Origin of the sequence: Micromonospora palythoicola (assembly GCF_036689795.1) — a bacterium.
GTDB lineage: Bacteria > Actinomycetota > Actinomycetes > Mycobacteriales > Micromonosporaceae > Micromonospora > Micromonospora palythoicola.
Genome location: NZ_JBAGKI010000033.1, coordinates 40,450 through 56,287, shown reverse-complemented (window position 1 = coordinate 56,287; position 15,838 = coordinate 40,450). Strand labels below are relative to the sequence as shown.

The window sequence follows — 15,838 nt, the reverse complement described above, 5'->3', positions numbered from 1 at the left end:
AAGGAGAACCGATGACCACATCGTTCGGCACCACCTCACCACTGGACCGCCCCTGGGACGAGCCCATCGCGGCCGAGGAGCTCATCGCGGCAGCGATGGAGTGGCACTTCGACCCGAGCACCGGCTCGCCCTTCTGGCTGGAGCAGGCGAAGAGCCTCGACTTCGATCCCCGCACCGACGTTCGCTCGATCGAGGATCTGACCCTGTTCCCCAATATCGTGGACCAATTGCGCGACGTACCGGTCCGCGACCTGATCCCCCGAGGGTACGGCGACGACTACGTTCAGCCCCTCATCGCCGAGAGCGGCGGCACCACCGGCCCGCCGAAGCGCCTGATGTGGATGGCTGAGACGCTCGAGCAGGCGACGGCGTGGCACGCGGCCGGCCTGGCCCGGCACGGCGCCATCCGACGCGGCGGAGACTGGCTGTGCATGGGGCCCACCGACCCGCACATGGCCGGACACCTGATCCGCGCCACCGCGGCCAAGTTCCGCGCGATGTGTTTCCTGCTCGACCTCGATCCACGATGGGTGAAGCGGCTGATAGCCCGGGGCGCCACCGATGAGGTCGCGCAGTATGTCGAGCACGTCGTCGACCAGGCAGAGTGGATCCTGCGGAGTCAGGACATCTCGGTGTTCTACAGCACTCCTCCGCTGCTCGACGCGCTCTGTCGCCGAAGCGGCATGGTCGAGCTGATCAACGAGCGGGTGGACGTGATCGGCTGGGGCGGCACGAAGATGGACATCGAGGCCCGCAACCGATACCAGCGTGACGTCTTTCCCGGCGTGAGGTTCATCGGCGGTTATGCGAGCACGATGATCGTCGGAGGCATCGTCGAACGCGCCGGCGGTTCCGGCGAGGACCCGGCGATCTTCGATCCGCCCTCGCCGGTGACGATCTTCTCGGTGATCGATCCGGCCACCGGCGAGAACGTGCCCTACGGGGATCGCGGCCAGGTGCTCCAGCACCACATCAGTCGCGGTCTGCTACTGCCCAACAACCTGGAGCGTGACTCCGCCATTCGCCTGCCGCACCCCCGCAACAGCGGTGGCGACTCCATCGCCGACGTGCAGCCGGTGACCGAGTTCTCCGGCAAGCCGGTCGTCGAGGGCGTGTACTGACATGGCGGAGAGCATCGGCTGGTTGCTGCGCGACATGCGCAGAGCCCGCAAGGGCGGACCGGCGGCGGTGGTCCAGCGCCAGCACGCGCGACTCACCCGACTGGTGGCGCACGCCCGCGCCCGCTCGCCCTACTATCGGGAGCTCTACCGGGGACTGCCCGACACGGTGGACGACGTTCGTCAGCTGCCCATCACCGACAAGCGCACGCTGATGGCCAACTTCGACAAGTGGTGCACCGACCGACGGGTCACACTCGATCTCGCCCGGGAGTTCATCGACGATCCGGCCCGGGTCGGTCAGCCTTTTCTGGACTCCTATCGCGTGGGAACCAGTTCGGGCAGCAGCGGTGTCCGCGGGATCTTCCTGTTCGACGATCGGAGCACCGCGGTCACCAGTGCGATGGCCCTGCGCGCGTTCGGCCGTTGGCTGCGCTGGCGGGACGCCGCCCGCATCCTCGCCGGCGGGGCACGGGCGGCCACGATCCTCGCCACCGGCGGCCATTTCGGTTCGTCGACCGTGCTCCCGCGCCGTCCCGACGGTCGCCGGGTGGGCGAGGACCGGCTGCGGGTCTTCTCTGTGTTCTCACCGCTGCCGGAGCTGGTGGCGCAGCTGAACGAGTTCCGTCCCAACGTCCTGATCGGCTACGCCGGGCAGCTCGCCCTGCTCGCCGGCGAGCAGGAGGCCGGTAGGCTGCGGATCCGACCGACGCTCGTGGTGCTTGGCGCCGAGGGCCTCTCCGCACCGGGTTACCGACGCATCGCGTCGGTCTTCCGGGCCCGGATCGGCAACGGCTACGGCGCCTGCGAGTTCATGTCGACAGCCGCCAGTTGTCCGGAGAGCTGGCTGCACGTCAACAGCGACTGGGTGATTGTGGAACCGGTCGACCGGGAACACCGGCCGGTTGCCCCGGGCGAGGTTTCGCACACCGTACTGATCACCAACCTGGCGAACGAGGTGCAACCGGTGTTGCGCTACGACCTCGGCGACTCGTTGCTCGTCCGCCCGGACCCGTGCCCCTGCGGAGACCCGTTTCCCGCGATCCGGGCGCAGGGCCGGGCCAGCGACCCGCTGGTGTTCGAGGACGGTCACGGCGGCCGGGTACCGGTCGCCCCGGTGGCGCTGGCCGGCGTCATCGACCGAGCGCCCGGGCTGGAGCTGGCGCAGGTTCACCAGACCTCGCCGCGCAGCCTCAGCGTCCGCATGCGTACCGCCCACCACGCCGACCCGACTCAGCTTCGACGGATCGTGCACGGCGAGATCCAGACGTTCCTCCAGGCCCATCAGCTCCCCGACATCGAGGTGACGTGGAGTAACGAGCCGCCCGAGCAATCCGCCGGCGGCAAGTATCGCCTGATCATCCCGTTCGCCGGTGAGCTCGACAAGTCCTGACCGGTGGTAGGGAAGAAGGAGTTGCACGTGACCCACGCGTCGTTGGCCGACCAGGCCGTAGCTGACCGATCCGACAGTGCGTCGGAGTACACGCTGTCCCCGCACGAGATCCACCAGGTGGCACTGGTGGTGGAGCGGTTACGATCAAGAGTATCCGAGGTCGACCGGCCCGAGACGGTCACCGCCGCCCAACTGCTCCACGGTCACCTGCCAGAAGGGCTGCTTCGTGCCTTGGAGCACTTCCGCCGCTACGGCAACCCCGACGGCGCGCTGACCATCCGGAACCTGCCCCTGCCGGACGACCTTCCCCCGACCCCCCGGGCCGTCAACTCGGTGGCGGTGGAGTGCACCCCGTCGGCGGCCCTGCTCCTGCTGCTGATGTCCCGGATGGGCGATGCCATCTCGTACGCCGAGGAGAAGCACGGCGCACTGATCCACGACATCTGCCCCATCCCAGGTGAGGAGGACCAGCAGCAGAACACCGGGGCGGTCTACTTCAAGCTGCACACCGAGAACGCCTTCCACGTCAACCGGCCGGACTTCCTCGGCCTGCTGTGTCTGCGTCCCGACCACGACATGCGGGCGGCCTCCATCACCAGTTCGATCAGTCGGGCGGTGCGGCTTCTCGATCCGGTCGACGACGCGGTGCTGCGGCAGCCCAGATTTCGCACCCGACTCGCGCCGTCGTTCTGCCGCGGTCAGGCGAGCCGGCCTTATCTCGACCCCGCGCCGGTGCTCGCCGGCAGTCCGGCCCACCCGTTGCTCACCGTCGACTTCGATGACACGGCACCATGTGATCCGCAGGCCGAGGCGGCGTTGAACGCCTTGCACACCGCGCTGCACGCCGTCCGCCGCGAGGCGGTGCTGCTCACCGGCGACCTGGTCATCATCGACAACTCGACGACGGTGCACGGTCGTAGCGAGTTCACCCCTCGCTACGACGGCGCGGACCGTTGGCTACAGCGGATGTTCGTGGTGCGGTCGTTGCGTAACGCCCTCGACCTGCTGGAACCAGCTGGTGGTTACCGGTGCAGGGCTCTAGCGGTGCCGTGATCGCCCTCCGGCGCCTCTGCCTGCGACTGCGTACGCTGCAGCGAATAGAAGCGGGAGCGGTATGCCACCGCGACCGCCTCGCCGCGGCTGCGGACCCCCAACTTGCGCAACAGTCGGGAGACATACGCGCGCACCGTGGCGGTGGTGACGGACATGGCCGCGGCGATCTCCTCGGTGGACTCGCCGTTCGCGAGCCGCTGGAGGGTCTCCCGTTCCCGCGGCAGCAGGGCGCGTATCACGTCCGACCGGCTTGGTCCGTCGTAGTTGTTGTCCATGAAGCCGGCCAAGTACCCGATCATCTGCCGGGCGAGCGGCGCCGAGACGAAAGCGTTGCCCGCCTCGGCGGCTCCGAGCGCCTGTGGCAGGTCGCTTGCGAGCCGGTCGCGTAGCACATAGCCACTGGCCCCACCGCTCATGCCCTGCCAGACCGTGGAGCCGCTGCCATTGACGGCGACCACCACCAGCGCGGCTTCCGTCCAGGCAATCAACTCACCGACTGTACGGCGATCATTGGCGAGCAGGTTGCTGGAAAGCACCAGAACATCGGGACGGCGCTGCCGGGCCGAGTCGGTCGCCTGTCCCAGGCTGTCCCCTTCGCCGATCACGTCGTGATCGGTGAGGTTGTCCACTACTTTGCGGATCAACCTACGTCCCATGGCATCGGAGTCAGCGATGATCACCTGCATCGATAGCCTCCCTCAGTCGTGCTCCCCCGTGGGAGACATCGGTCGGGTCAAGATCGGAATTGGCTCGGTACCGGGGAGCAGCAAGCGAGGGCTCGTTCACGGTCGACCGCCATCAGCTCGCGCGACCCCGTTCTACAGGCGTGACACCTAAATAAAAACCGACCGCCCGGTTTTGTCAACAGCAATGCCCGTCCGTCGGCTATCGAGCGTCACCGGGGCCGGGCCGACCGGGCCGGCGGAACCCAATCAAGATCATTCCGTGGCGTCCTCGACGGCTGGCAAAAAACCCACCCGGCCGGTATCTTTAGTCGAGGTTCTTGGATGGATAACGGGGGAAGATCCATGAGTCATCAGGTCGATGCTCTGCGTCTGGCCGAGCCAGATACTGCTACGACTCGCTACCCGCCAGAATTGTCCTACGAGTCCACGGTTCCGCGACGACTCGTTCACCGCGCGGCGGTGTCAGAGGTGTTACTGACGAGTTGGCATCGCATTCGGGGCGATTCGTTCCTTTGTGGTGCGCAATGGCCTGCGGCACACCGGCTGTACGCCTCCACCGGTAACACATTCGACACACTCGTCCTCATCGAGACCGTGCGGCAGGCCGGAATTCTGGTCGCCCACGAAGGCTACGGGATCCCCCGGCAGAGTCCCTTCATCATGCAACGACTGCAGTGGCGTCGCGAGTCCGCGCTCCTCCGCGAATCCGATAATCCGCACAACAGCGTCGTGACGGTTCGGGTCGCCGACGCGCGTGTCCGGCCGGGCGGAGTCGCCGCCATCCGGTTTGAGTTCGAGGTGCACCGAGGCGACCGGTGCCTCGCCACCGCCACTGGTTGGGCCCGCTGCGTCACCCCGGCCATCTACCAGCGGCTGCGATGGGGTGACCGCACCCCAGGGCCGGTACGACCTCGGATTCTGGAGGCCGTCGAGCCCAGCGCGGTCGGTCGGGTAGACCCACGCGACGTGGTGATCGCCCCACCCGACCGGGGCGGCGGCATGGAGCTGAGAGTGCCGTTCGACCACCCGGTCTTCTTCGATCACCCCCTCGACCACGTGCCCGGAATGATGATCTACGAAGCGATGCGTCAGGCCGCCTGCCTGACAGCGGGGCAGCCGCTGTCCATGGTGGGGGGCACCGCACACTTCACGCATTTTATCGACATCGACCAACCATGCGCCGTCACGGCGCAACTCGAAACCAATGGCGAAGCATTGGAAGCGGCCGTCCAGTTCACCCAGCACGGCCGAATTGCAGCAGCCGGCTCCGTCACACTGGCCGATTGCTGAACTGGGACTGCGCTTTTACGGCAACATCGAGGAAATGCCGGATCCTGAGGGTGGGCACCAGCGCGGGCAGCAGCAGCTGCCACATCCGAGTGACCGCATCGTTCAATTTGGGCCGCTCGTCGAGCACGTGAGCCAACAACTGCAGCCCGGTGAATGAGCCCACGATGTGGTGTGCCACCGCGGTCACATCCGTACCGCCTTTGACGTCCGACTCCTCAACCGCACGATCCAACAGTTCCCTGGTCATGGCGATCCAGTCGAGATATGGAGTTGTCCCGCCACGTTCGAACGAACCTCGCTCCAAAGTCAACCGAATACCACCGCGGATCACTGGATCAGTGGCCATTTGTGCTGCCAGGGCATGAGACAACCTGATCATCGAGGTCAGGGCGGGATTCCCAGGTGCAGCAGCGGACTCGGCGATCCTCATCCAGGTGTGGTGCTGGACCTCCACCACCGCCTGGGCCAACTCAGACTTGGACCCGAAGTGGAAATACAAGGCTCCCTTGGTCACACCTGCCATGGCGATGATGTCGGCGAGGCTCGTCATGTCGTAGCCGCGCCGGTCGAACGCGTCGGCAGCAGCCGAGAGGATCGCCTTCCGCGTCTGCTCAGCACGTGCCTGCTTCACCATGCAGGAAATTCTAGGCAGCTACCTGATGAGGGGGCCATGGCCGGAGTGGCACCACCTTTCACGCCAACGGGGACCAGATGCCTCTCCGCGTCCTGTTGACAGGATCGACCGGGTTCGTAGGTTCGTCCATCCTGGCACTCCTCCAACGGCGAGGAACGGCGGACGTCCGCGTCCTGCTGCGGCCAGGGACCGCCACCTCGTACCCGACGACGGCGACAGTCGTCCGGGGCGACCTCGCCAACCCGGCCTCGGTCGCCGGCGTCTGTGCGGGTATCGATGTTGTCATTCATGCCGCATCCTATGTCGGACCGGACATGCGTCGCTGCGAGGCGGTCAACGACCTGGGCACCGCTGCCCTCACCCGGGCCGCCACGGAATCCGGCGTACGACGTCTCATCTATGTCAGCACCGCCGCCGTCTACGGGTCCGGTCCGCACCGCGGCCCCGTCGAAGGGACGTTGACCGAGGCGCCCTCCTCCCCGACGAGCACCAGCCGCCTCGCTGCCGAGAGGTGGATCCGCTCGGCGGGTGGGCTGGTGCTCCGTCCGAATCTCATCTACGGAGCGGGGGATCGCTGGGTGCTGCCCGGACTCGCGGCCCTGCTGAAGGCACCCGGCCTGATAGAGAACGGGGAGGCGCTCACGTCCATGATCGGAGTACGTGACCTGGCACGGATAACAGTGGCGCTGGCACTCGACCGGCCGGACGGGGCCTCGGCCTCGGTCTTCCACGCGAACCATCCGCAGCCGATACGCCTGCGCGATGCCCTCGCAGCGATCGCCACTCGCTGGGGTGTCACCCCTCCGCAGGGTGGCCTGTCCCGCGCTCAGGCTCTCGCGCTCCTCCCTCATCTGCCGCCACGCCTGGTCGAACTGGCCGCCGTGGACCACTGGTACGACTCGACCGCTGTCTGGCGGGAGGCACGCATTGGGCCCGGGCGTCGGGTGGATCAAGATCTGGCCGACGAGGCAGCCCGGTACCGAAGTCAGTGAACCTCCGGCCGTGCGCCGCCGCGGTAGGCGTCAGTACTTGCTTTCGGTGGACGGGCCCTGACGGGGGCCGTAGGGCGCCGTCTCCAGCCACCGGCCGAGCGCCGGGACCACCGGCGCCAGGGTGGCGCAGCAGCGCTGCCGGATCCGCATCGCCCGCCCCGGCCGCAGGTGACGCAGCGCAGCCCCGGCCGCGTCCCGGTTGTAGCAAGCCGCCGCGTGCCGCCGCGCAGCGTACCTGGGCACCGCCGTCGGATCGGCGTCCGCCGCCGCGATCGCCTCGGCCGCGGCGACGGCGTCGGCCATCCCGCTGTTCATCCCGCGGGCGCCGAACGGTGGGAACAGGTGCGCCGCCTCGCCCGCGAGCAGCACCCGATGGTGCTCGTCGGTGAACCGGTCGGCCACCACCTGGTGAAACTGGTACCGGGCGACCCACAGGATCCGATCCCGATACCGCTCTGGTACCACGGCGGGCAGCCAGCGCCGCGCCGCCTCGACACTGTCGAAGGTCGCCGGGGCGTCGGTGTCGCGGCACTGGAGGTCGATCTGCCAGCCGCCGGCGAAGGGCACCTGTAGCACGGTACGACCGTCGAGGGCCGGATGTTCGTAGCGGAAGATCCGGCGCGGCGGCATCGGCCGGTTCGAATCTTCGGCCAGGTCGACGACGACGTGGAAGCCGCGCGGTCGGGGGCCGTGCAGCTGCACGCCGAGCGAGCGGCGGACCGCCGAGCGGGCACCGTCGGCGGCGACGACGTACCCGCTGGTCCACCGTCGACCGTCCCCGGTTTCCAGTGTGACCGCCTCCGGCCCGGTCGAGACCGTGGTCACCCCGGTGCCCCACTCGAAGCGGACCCCGGCCCGCTCGCAGGCCGTCAGGAGCAGACGTTCCGTCTCCACCTGACGCAGGCTGGCGAACGGAGGCAGCCCCCCGGAGTGCGGCGGATAGCTACGGGAGTAGACCAACCGCCCTCGGTAGTACGTCTCGCGGGTCGGCCAGACCACGGCCCGCTGGGCGATCTCCTCGGCGAGTTCCGGGTTGAGCCCGGCGATCAGCCGCAACGTCCGGTTGTGCACGAACAGGGCCCGGCTGCCCGGGCGGGCACGGTCCGCCGGCTCCGCTTCCAGCACCGTGGCCGGTAGACCCGCCGCCCGCAGCGCCAGCGCGGCCGTGAGGCCGGTCGGACCGGCGCCTACCACGATCATCGGCCACGCTCCGCGTCGGTGGAGCCGGGCTGCGCGCCGATGACTTCGCGGATCCGCTCCCGCAGCCGCCCTTTGTCCACCTTGCCCACCGCGGTACGCGGAAACGACTCGACCAGCTCCAACCGGTCCGGCAGCTTGTACGCCGCCAGCCCTCGATCCCGCAGGAACGCCACCATCTCGGCCAGTCGCGGCGCCGCACCACGCGGTCCCGGCACCACGAAGGCGCAGGTCCGCTCGCCGATCAGCGGGTCCGGCATGGCGACCACGGCGCACTCCCGCACGGCCGGATGAGCCAGCAGATGGTCCTCCACCTCGTCCGCGGCCACCTTGTCGCCACCCCGGTTGATCTGGTCCTTCACCCGGCCCTCCACCACCAGGTGCCCGCTGGGCAGCAGCCGGACCAGGTCGCCGGTGCGGAAGAACCCGTCGGCGGTGAAGGCGGTGGCATTGTGTTCCGCCGCCCGGTAGTAGCCGCGCGGGGTGTACGGCCCGCGGGTGAGCAGCTCCCCCACCTCGCCGTCGGGCACCGGGGCGCCGCTGCCGTCGACGACCCGGATCTCGTCGTCGGAAGACAGCGGCCGGCCCTGAGTGGTGGCCACGGTCTCCGGCGGGTCGTCCAGGGCGGTCTGGCAGAGCAGCCCTTCGGCCATGCCGAACGACTGCTGCACCGCGCAACCGAGGGCCGCGCCGAACCGTCGGGCGGCGTCGGCACCGAACTTCGCCCCGCCCACCTGCACCAGCCGCAGGCTGGACAGATCCGAGCCCGCGATCGCGGCCATCTCCAACCAGAGCAGGGCCAGCGGCGGGACCAGCCCGGTCACCGTCACCCGCTCCCGCTCGATCAGGGGGAAGACGTCCTCGACGCTCGGCGACGGAGCGAGCACCACCCGGCCGCCGACGTGCAGGGTGCCGAGCACGCCCGGACAGGCCAACGCGTAGTTGTGCCCTACCGGCAGCACCGCCAGGTAGCTGTCGGCGGCGGTCAGGCCGGCGTTCTCGGCGCTGATCCGAAGGTTGTAGCCATAGTCCTGGTGGGTTCGGGGAATCAGCTTCGGCAGTCCGGTCGTCCCGCCGGAGAGCAGGAACAGCGCCACGTCCGCCGGGTCCGGGGCGGGCAGCGGTTCCGGCTCGGCGTCCACCGTGTCGAGGGCCACGAACTCCGCCGGATCACCCACGACGAAGACGTGCTCCGGCCCGCTCACCCGACGGGCGAGGTCGCGGTGGTCGAAGCCGAGGTAGCTGTCGGGAATCACCAGCGCGGTCGCGTCACTCATGGCGCAGAGGTGGGTGAGTTCGCTCTCCCGGTGGGCGGGCAGCGCGAAGACTGGCAGCGCGCCGAGCCGGAACAGCGCATGGCACAGCGTCACGAACTCGATCACGTTGGGCAGTTGGACCACGACCCGGTCCCCGGGGGACAGGCCGGCCCGGCGCAGCCCCGCGGCCAACCGGTCGGCCCGCCGGTCCAGCTCCCCGTACGGCATCCGGCGGACCGGCTCGACCAGTGCGACCCGGTCGGGGTCGGCCCGGGCCAGGGTCCGCAGCCGGGTGCCGAGCGGCTCCGGCCGCCAGTAGCCCCGCTCGGTGTACCGCCGGGCGAACTCCGGCGGCCAAGGTACACACCCGGCCAGCATGTTCAGCTCCCTCCGGTCGTGGAGACGTGCCGGTCCAGCCAGTCGACGAGCGGACCCAGCGCGTCCCAGCCGTCCCGGACGAGGCGTACCGCCGCCTCGCCGTCGATCCCGTCGGACACCCGGTGCACCCGGTCGGCGGCCAGCGACCGGTACCGCAGCAGCTCCACCCGGGGATGATCGGCCGGGCAGCCGCGCGGTCTGGTCTTGAGCCGTTCCCCGATCAGGTCCCAGTCGCCGTCGGTGAGTTCGTCGACGATCCGTTGCAACGCTGCGCCGGAGCGGGCGTCGTCAACCGCCTCGCGGTAGCGCTCGACCTGTTCGGCGGAGAGGCCGTGGTAGCCGCCGCCCAGTCGCAGCCCTTCGGCGTCGAGCTGCAGGTAGTAACCGACGCTGTCGGCCGAGCCGGCGGTCAACCCCTGGTACGTCTTGTACGGCGACTTGTCCTTCGCGAACCGGACGTCGCGCTGCGGTCGCCACACCTTGACCGCGCCGTACTTGTCGCCGAGCTCGGCGGCGAGCGCCTCCATCGGCTCACGAACGCACGAGTCGTACGTGTCCTTGTGCCGGTGCCAGTGGTCGCGGGTGTTGTGCTTCTCCAGGTCCTGGTAGAAGCGGAACGCCTCGGCCGGGAAGCCGCCGAACGTCTTGACGTCCGCGCTGCCCTGCTGTCGTCTGCTCATCGCTGGTTCACCTCCGTCGGGTCAGGCCCGCGAAATGGGCCACGAGTTCGTCCGCCTGTTTCCGGTTGAGTCGCGGGTCGCAGGCGCTTGTGTACCGGGGCTGCGCGACCCGCGCCGGTGACACCGGCGTGTCCACCGGAGCGGCGACGCACTCGGTCACGTCCTCCGGGGTCACCTCCAGGTGCAGCCCGGCCGGGTGCAGCCGGTGGGCGGCGAGGATCCGGACGAAGGCGGTCACCTCGTCGTGGATCGCCTCCACCGGCCGGGTCTTCCCGCCGGTGCGCAGCCGGTACGTGTTGCCGTGCATCGGATCGCACAGCCACACCACCGGTACCCCGTGCCGGCGGATCGCCAGCACCACCTCCGGCAGGATGCGCCGGATCCGCTGTGAGCCGAGCCGGACGATGAACGACACCTTGCCGGGTCGACCCTGCGGGTTCAGTACCCGGCTCAGCCGGACCGCCTCGCCGGCGGTGATGGATGGTCCGATCTTGACACCGACCGGGTTGCTCAGCTCTGCCGCCCAGCGCACGTGCCAGCCGTGTGGTGCCCGGGTCCGGTCGCCGATCCACAGCAGATGCCCGGAGGAGGCGTACCGACCGTCCCTTCCGGATCGCTCCAGCGCGGTCTCGTAGTCGCGCAGCAGCGCTTCGTGTGAGGTGAAGACCGGGGCGGGTACCTGACCCACGGCACCGGCCGGGACCGGCCACTCCAGGTCGGGCACGGCCTGCCGCCGGAGCTGGCGCAGCACGAGGGCGGCACAGTCGTACCCGGTCAGCATCCGGTTCGGGTCCGGGGTACGGGCCGCCCGGGTCGCCTCCGGCCGGTTGACCAGGTCTCCCCGGTACGCGGGCAGCACCGTACCGTCGGGCAGCCGCTCCCACGCCGACGAACGTGGTTTCGCGTACTGACCGGCGATCCGCCCGATCGGCACCACCGGCAGCCCGGAGCCTCGGTGCAGCCGCGCGGCGAGGCTGGTCAACTGGGTCAGCCGGGCGGCGACCGGCTCCGGGGCGGCCTCGGTGAACCGCTCCGCGCAGTCGCCGGCCTGCAACACCATCGCCTCGCCGCGGGCCGCCCGGTCGAGCCGGGCGGCGAGGATCTCGCACTCCGCTTCGGAAACCAGGCCGGTCCGGCTGGCGAGGATCTCCCGGACGCCTGCCACCACCGCCGGATCCGGCCACTCCGGCTGTTGCAGCGCCTCCGGCTCGACGAGGGATCCGGTCACGGCGCGATCCGTTCGCCGGCCCAGCCGTCCCCGGTGCGCTGGTACCGAAGCCGTTCCGGGGCACCGGCCGGGCCGCCCTGCCAGAACTCGATCTGCTCCGGTAGCAGTCGTAGCCCGCCCCACTGCGTGGGCCGAGGAATCTCCTGTCCCGCGAAGCGCCGCTCGGTGGCCACGATCCGGTCGGTCAGCGGCTCGTCGAGCACCGACCGTTGGTCGGTCGACCAGGCCAGCAGCTGCATCGGCCGGGGAAGCCGGCTGTAGTACTCGTCGCTGGCCAGCGGGTCCAGCCGCTCCACCGGCCCGTTGACCCGGACCTGCCGGGATGTCTCCAGCCAGCCGAAGCAGAGTTCGGCGTACGGTGAGACGGCCAGATCGGTCGCCTTGCGGCTGCGGTAGCTGGTGAAGAAGACGAAGCCGGTGTCGACACGGGCCAGGTCGACGTACCGGGCCGTGGGGCGCCCGTCCGGCCCGACCGTGGCCAGCACCACGGCTGCCGGGTCGGCGGGACATCGGGCGACCCAGTCCGCACGCCAGTCCTGGAACCGTCGCAGCGGGTCGACTCCGATCCACTGGGGATCTTTCGCCTGTTGCCTGGGTACTCGCCGTTCGACTCGCACCGTACCGTCCTCCTGTGTTTATGCTCCCGGTACCGGAAAGGGGGCAGATACTTGGATTCCCGGAATCAAGACCTGGTCCTGCGCCTGCGGGACCGGCATCAGGACATCGTCGAGCCCCAGACCTTCGAACTGCTGGGGCAGGAGTGGGATCTCCTTCCCGGGGTCTACGCGCCACACCTGACCCCCTCCGCCGCCCTGTACGCCGAGTGGCTCAGCTATCCCATCGGCGGATCGTTCTGTGAAATGGGCTGCGGTACCGGCTATCTCTCCGTCATCGCCGCGCAGCGCGGCTGCGCGGCGGTCACCGCGCTCGACATCAGTGCCGCGGCCGTGGAGAACACCCGGCGCAACGCCGAGCGACACGGCGTCGCCGACCGGGTGACCGCCCGGTGCGGCGACATGTTCCAGCCGCTGGCCGAGGACGAACGCTTCGACCTGATCTTCTGGAACTCGAACTTCGTCGGTACCGCCCCCGGTCAGTCGCCGGACGACCTGCTGGACCGGGCCTTCTTCGACCCGGGGTACGCGGCGCACACGGCGTTTCTGGGTACCGTCGGGCGGCATCTGGCTCCGGGCGGGCGGGTCCTGCTCGGCTTCGCCGACCTGGGCGATCCGGCGATGCTCGGCCGAATCGCCGCCGAACACGGCTGGCGGCCGGTGACCCGCCGGTGTGCCGTCGGCGAGTACCCGGACGGCGAGTTGCGGTACGAGCTGATCGAGCTGCTCCGCTCGTGAGACCGCCGGCGCTGAGCCACCCGTCCACACGGGTGGCTCGGCGCGGTCGGCGGTCATCGCCGGCTGAGCCGCAGCGCCAACGGACCCAGCAGCAGCGTGGCACCGAGCACCCAGGCCAGGGTCTGCAGCACCGGCACCAGGACCGGCCCTCCCGAGGAGAGACCGACCAGCGCGGCGTGCGCGCAGCTCAACGGGTTGGCCCGGATCACCGGCTGGGCCCAACCCGGGAACGCCGACAACGGCACCAGGCAGGTGGAGACCAGCAGGAGCAGGGTGACCGGCGCGTTCAGGGCACTCGCCGCCGCCTCCGCGCTGCGGGCGGTCAGGGCCACCACCAGGGCCAACCATAGAAAGATGAGCGCGAACAGCAGCGCCACCAGCAGGAAGCCGACCGCCGCCGGAACGCCCTGCTCGAACCGGAACCCGAGTAGGTAGCCCACCGCGACGGTCACCACGGTGACCAGCACGAACTTGACCACGTCGCCGGCCATCCGGCCGAGCAGGGGGGACATCCGAGCGATCGGCATGGTTCGCAGCCGCCCCTGGAACCCGCCGTGCACGTCGGCGTGGAAACCGACGGCCGTGCCCACGCAGCTGTAGGCGACGCTGAACAACACGATGCCCGGGGCCAGCCGCGCGATGTACGGCTCGTCGGTCGCCCCACCGACCACCTCGCCGAACATCACCAGCAGCAACACCAGCAGGATCAGCGGAAAGCTGATGGCGTCACCGAGCAGCCGTGGGCTGCGCAGGAACCGGCGCAGGTTCCGTCCGGCCAGGACCGACGCTTCGTACGCGACACTCATCGAGCCCTCCTGAATGTGCGCGCGGCCGCCCACGAGAAGATCACCAGAAGCCCCGCCAGCCAGGCGACCGCCGGCCAGACCGGGCCCCAGGACGGCGTCGCCGAGGCGAGCGACCGCAGGGCCTCGATGACCACCGAGACCGGGGAGTACCTGATCACCGGCTCCAGCCAACCGGGGAAGGCGTCGGCCGGCACGAACGCGGTGGAGAGCATGATCAGGGCCAGGTACGGCAGGTTCAGTGTCGCCGCCACCGCCTCCGGATCGGTCGAGGAGAGGCCCACCGCGGTCGTCGCCGCGGTCAAGGTCAACGCGAACGCCACCGCGAGCAGCACGAAGCCGAGTACGGCCAAGGCTCCACCCTGGAACCGGAACCCCGCGACGTAGCCGGTGGCACTGATCACCACCACCGCGAGTACCGCCCAGACCGCGTCCGAGGCGAGCCGGCCGACCACCACCGCCGCCCGGTTGACCGGCATCGACAGGCAGCGGGTGAGCATCCCCGAGGCCCGGTCGGCGGCGGAGGCGGCGCCCGACGTGTTCGCCACCGTGAACATCCACTGCGCGACGATCGCCGGCGGCAGGAACTGGGCGTAGTCCAGCCCACGCTCGGCGAAGAGCCGGCCGAAGAGCAGCAGGAACCCGAACACGAAGATCACCGGGAACACGCCGAACACGACAAGCATCTCGGCGCTGGCCCGCTGCCGCAGGTTCCGGCCGGCGAGTGCGGAGCCCTGGGCGACCAGGTTCCCGATGCCGTGCTCGGTGCCGGTCGCCGCCGTCATACCCCGGACCTCTCCGCGCTCGGCCGCTGCGTCCCGTCGGAGGTGAAGGCGAAGAAGACCTCGTCCATCGTGGGTTTGCGCAGGGCCACGTTCTCGGCCTCGATGCCCGCCTCCTCCAGCAGCCGGACCACGTCGGCCAGCGTCCGGGCACGAGGCGCCGGCACGACGAGCGCGCCGTCGCGCTCGGCGACCTCGCCCAGGCCGGAACGGAGTGCGGCGGCGGCAGCCTCCTTTTCGGGAACCGGGACCTCGATCTCGCACACCTGGCCGCCGACCCGCTCCTTGAGTTCGTCGGTGGTCCCCTCGGCGATCACCTGCCCGTCGTCCAGCACCACGACCCGATCGGCCAGGCGGTCGATCTCTTCGAGGTACTGAGAGGTCAGCAGGACGGTGCTGCCGCCGTCGCGAAGCTGGCGGATGAGCTGCCACATCTCCTCCCGGCTGCGCGGGTCGAGCCCGGTGGTGGGCTCGTCGAGGAAGAGCACCGGCCGCTCGACCACCAGGCTGGCGGCCAGGTCCAGGCGACGGCGCATCCCTCCCGAGTAGCTCTTGACCGGCTTGTCGGCCGCCTCGGTCAGGCGGAACCGGTCGAGGAGTTCTTCGGCGCGCTGCCGGGCCCGGGTTCGGCCGAGCCGGAGCAGGCGGCCGAACAGGACGAGGTTCTCCCGTCCGCTCAGCACCTCGTCGAGGGCGGCGAACTGGCCGGTCAGGGCGATCGACTCGCGGACCTGCCGGGGCTGTGCCACCACGTCGTGGCCGGCGACGGCCGCCCGGCCGCCGTCCGGCTCGACAAGCGTGGTGAGGCAGTTGATGACCGTGGTCTTGCCGGCTCCGTTCGAGCCGAGCAGACCGAGCAGGGTTCCGCCGGGCACCGTGAAGGAGATGTCCGCCACGGCGACCTTGTCGCCGAACTCCTTGCGGAGGTGTTCGACCTCGATGCCGGGTTGTGTCACCGCTTCGTCCTCTCCGGGGCCGCCGGCCAGCGCGAGGGCC

Annotated in this window: 16 protein-coding genes; 6 read left to right on the top strand and 10 right to left on the bottom strand. The window is 69.8% G+C overall.

All coding sequences use genetic code 11. From position 1 onward, the window contains the following. Positions 1-11 precede the first annotated feature (11 nt). From V5O40_RS16585 to V5O40_RS16575, 3 genes are read left to right on the top strand one after another with little or no spacing between them, the layout of a single operon-like run. Entirely contained in the window at positions 12-1,121 is a 1,110-nt protein-coding gene (locus V5O40_RS16585) for an acyl-CoA synthetase family protein (protein WP_332906279.1), read from the top strand. 1 nt (position 1,122) lies between these two features. After that, a complete protein-coding gene (locus V5O40_RS16580; RefSeq protein WP_332906278.1) occupies positions 1,123-2,511 on the top strand; it encodes a phenylacetate--CoA ligase family protein in 1,389 nt (462 codons plus the stop codon). Between the two features lie 27 nt (positions 2,512-2,538). Beyond that, a complete protein-coding gene (locus V5O40_RS16575) occupies positions 2,539-3,564 on the top strand; it encodes a TauD/TfdA family dioxygenase (RefSeq protein ID WP_332906277.1) in 1,026 nt (341 codons plus the stop codon). Here V5O40_RS16575 and V5O40_RS16570 read toward each other — a convergent pair. Continuing rightward, positions 3,534-4,250, bottom strand: a complete 717-nt coding sequence (locus tag V5O40_RS16570) for a response regulator transcription factor (protein WP_332906276.1) — start codon at positions 4,248-4,250, stop codon at positions 3,534-3,536. The genes V5O40_RS16575 and V5O40_RS16570 overlap by 31 nt on opposite strands. Before the next feature lie 342 nt (positions 4,251-4,592). On the opposite strand from V5O40_RS16570, the gene V5O40_RS16565 reads away from it, so the two are divergent. After that, the gene (locus tag V5O40_RS16565) at positions 4,593-5,540 is read left to right on the top strand and encodes a ScbA/BarX family gamma-butyrolactone biosynthesis protein (RefSeq protein ID WP_332906275.1); all 948 of its coding nucleotides are present in this window, start codon (positions 4,593-4,595) and stop codon (positions 5,538-5,540) included. Here the strand turns inward: V5O40_RS16565 and V5O40_RS16560 are convergent. After that, a complete protein-coding gene (locus V5O40_RS16560) occupies positions 5,521-6,174 on the bottom strand; it encodes a ScbR family autoregulator-binding transcription factor (protein WP_332906274.1) in 654 nt (217 codons plus the stop codon). The genes V5O40_RS16565 and V5O40_RS16560 overlap by 20 nt on opposite strands. 77 nt (positions 6,175-6,251) lie before the next feature. Here V5O40_RS16560 and V5O40_RS16555 point away from each other — a divergent pair, with 77 nt between their 5' ends. Continuing rightward, entirely contained in the window at positions 6,252-7,166 is a 915-nt protein-coding gene (locus tag V5O40_RS16555) for an NAD-dependent epimerase/dehydratase family protein (RefSeq protein ID WP_332906273.1), read from the top strand. 30 nt (positions 7,167-7,196) lie between these two features. On the opposite strand, the gene V5O40_RS16550 is transcribed toward V5O40_RS16555, so the two are convergent. Genes V5O40_RS16550 through V5O40_RS16530 form a run of 5 tightly spaced genes read right to left on the bottom strand, consistent with a single transcriptional unit; the run spans position 7,197 to position 12,522 of the window. Then, on the bottom strand, positions 7,197-8,366 hold the full coding sequence (locus V5O40_RS16550) for an FAD-dependent oxidoreductase (protein ID WP_332906272.1): 1,170 nt from the start codon (positions 8,364-8,366) through the stop codon (positions 7,197-7,199). Beyond that, complete coding sequence (locus tag V5O40_RS16545; protein WP_332906271.1) at positions 8,363-9,997, bottom strand: (2,3-dihydroxybenzoyl)adenylate synthase; 1,635 nt, start codon at positions 9,995-9,997, stop codon at positions 8,363-8,365. Before V5O40_RS16545 ends, V5O40_RS16550 begins: the two co-directional genes overlap by 4 nt. A gap of 2 nt (positions 9,998-9,999) precedes the next feature. Beyond that, entirely contained in the window at positions 10,000-10,677 is a 678-nt protein-coding gene (locus tag V5O40_RS16540; protein WP_332906270.1) for a DUF2461 domain-containing protein, read from the bottom strand. 7 nt (positions 10,678-10,684) lie between these two features. Then, positions 10,685-11,905: a 3-deoxy-7-phosphoheptulonate synthase gene (locus V5O40_RS16535; protein ID WP_332906269.1), complete on the bottom strand. Its 1,221-nt coding sequence runs from the start codon at positions 11,903-11,905 to the stop codon at positions 10,685-10,687. Continuing rightward, positions 11,902-12,522 carry a pyridoxine/pyridoxamine 5'-phosphate oxidase gene (locus tag V5O40_RS16530; RefSeq protein ID WP_332906268.1) on the bottom strand — a complete coding sequence of 207 codons (621 nt, stop codon included), beginning with the start codon at positions 12,520-12,522 and terminating at the stop codon, positions 11,902-11,904. Before V5O40_RS16530 ends, V5O40_RS16535 begins: the two co-directional genes overlap by 4 nt. Positions 12,523-12,573: 51 nt before the next feature. Between V5O40_RS16530 and V5O40_RS16525 the strand changes: the two genes are divergently transcribed. After that, positions 12,574-13,257 carry a methyltransferase domain-containing protein gene (locus V5O40_RS16525; RefSeq protein WP_332906267.1) on the top strand — a complete coding sequence of 228 codons (684 nt, stop codon included), beginning with the start codon at positions 12,574-12,576 and terminating at the stop codon, positions 13,255-13,257. Between the two features lie 53 nt (positions 13,258-13,310). On the opposite strand, the gene V5O40_RS16520 is transcribed toward V5O40_RS16525, so the two are convergent. From V5O40_RS16520 to V5O40_RS16510, 3 genes are read right to left on the bottom strand one after another with little or no spacing between them, the layout of a single operon-like run. Beyond that, positions 13,311-14,063, bottom strand: a complete 753-nt coding sequence (locus tag V5O40_RS16520; protein ID WP_332906266.1) for an ABC transporter permease — start codon at positions 14,061-14,063, stop codon at positions 13,311-13,313. Then, complete coding sequence (locus V5O40_RS16515; protein ID WP_332906265.1) at positions 14,060-14,845, bottom strand: ABC transporter permease; 786 nt, start codon at positions 14,843-14,845, stop codon at positions 14,060-14,062. Before V5O40_RS16515 ends, V5O40_RS16520 begins: the two co-directional genes overlap by 4 nt. Next, complete coding sequence (locus V5O40_RS16510; protein WP_332906264.1) at positions 14,842-15,798, bottom strand: ATP-binding cassette domain-containing protein; 957 nt, start codon at positions 15,796-15,798, stop codon at positions 14,842-14,844. The genes V5O40_RS16515 and V5O40_RS16510 overlap by 4 nt, the downstream gene beginning before the upstream one ends. Between the last annotated feature and the right edge of the window lie 40 nt (positions 15,799-15,838).

Excerpts from the sequence above, each read along its gene's own strand:
- V5O40_RS16585 (WP_332906279.1), top strand. The coding sequence starts at position 12 with ATGACCACATCGTTCGGCACCACCTCACCACTGGACCGCCCCTGGGAC.
- V5O40_RS16580 (WP_332906278.1), top strand. The coding sequence starts at position 1,123 with ATGGCGGAGAGCATCGGCTGGTTGCTGCGCGACATGCGCAGAGCCCGC.
- V5O40_RS16570 (WP_332906276.1), bottom strand. The coding sequence starts at position 4,250 with ATGCAGGTGATCATCGCTGACTCCGATGCCATGGGACGTAGGTTGATC.
- V5O40_RS16565 (WP_332906275.1), top strand. The coding sequence starts at position 4,593 with ATGAGTCATCAGGTCGATGCTCTGCGTCTGGCCGAGCCAGATACTGCT.
- V5O40_RS16560 (WP_332906274.1), bottom strand. The coding sequence starts at position 6,174 with ATGGTGAAGCAGGCACGTGCTGAGCAGACGCGGAAGGCGATCCTCTCG.
- V5O40_RS16555 (WP_332906273.1), top strand. The coding sequence starts at position 6,252 with ATGCCTCTCCGCGTCCTGTTGACAGGATCGACCGGGTTCGTAGGTTCG.
- V5O40_RS16550 (WP_332906272.1), bottom strand. The coding sequence starts at position 8,366 with ATGATCGTGGTAGGCGCCGGTCCGACCGGCCTCACGGCCGCGCTGGCG.
- V5O40_RS16545 (WP_332906271.1), bottom strand. The coding sequence starts at position 9,997 with ATGCTGGCCGGGTGTGTACCTTGGCCGCCGGAGTTCGCCCGGCGGTAC.
- V5O40_RS16540 (WP_332906270.1), bottom strand. The coding sequence starts at position 10,677 with ATGAGCAGACGACAGCAGGGCAGCGCGGACGTCAAGACGTTCGGCGGC.
- V5O40_RS16520 (WP_332906266.1), bottom strand. The coding sequence starts at position 14,063 with ATGAGTGTCGCGTACGAAGCGTCGGTCCTGGCCGGACGGAACCTGCGC.
- V5O40_RS16515 (WP_332906265.1), bottom strand. The coding sequence starts at position 14,845 with ATGACGGCGGCGACCGGCACCGAGCACGGCATCGGGAACCTGGTCGCC.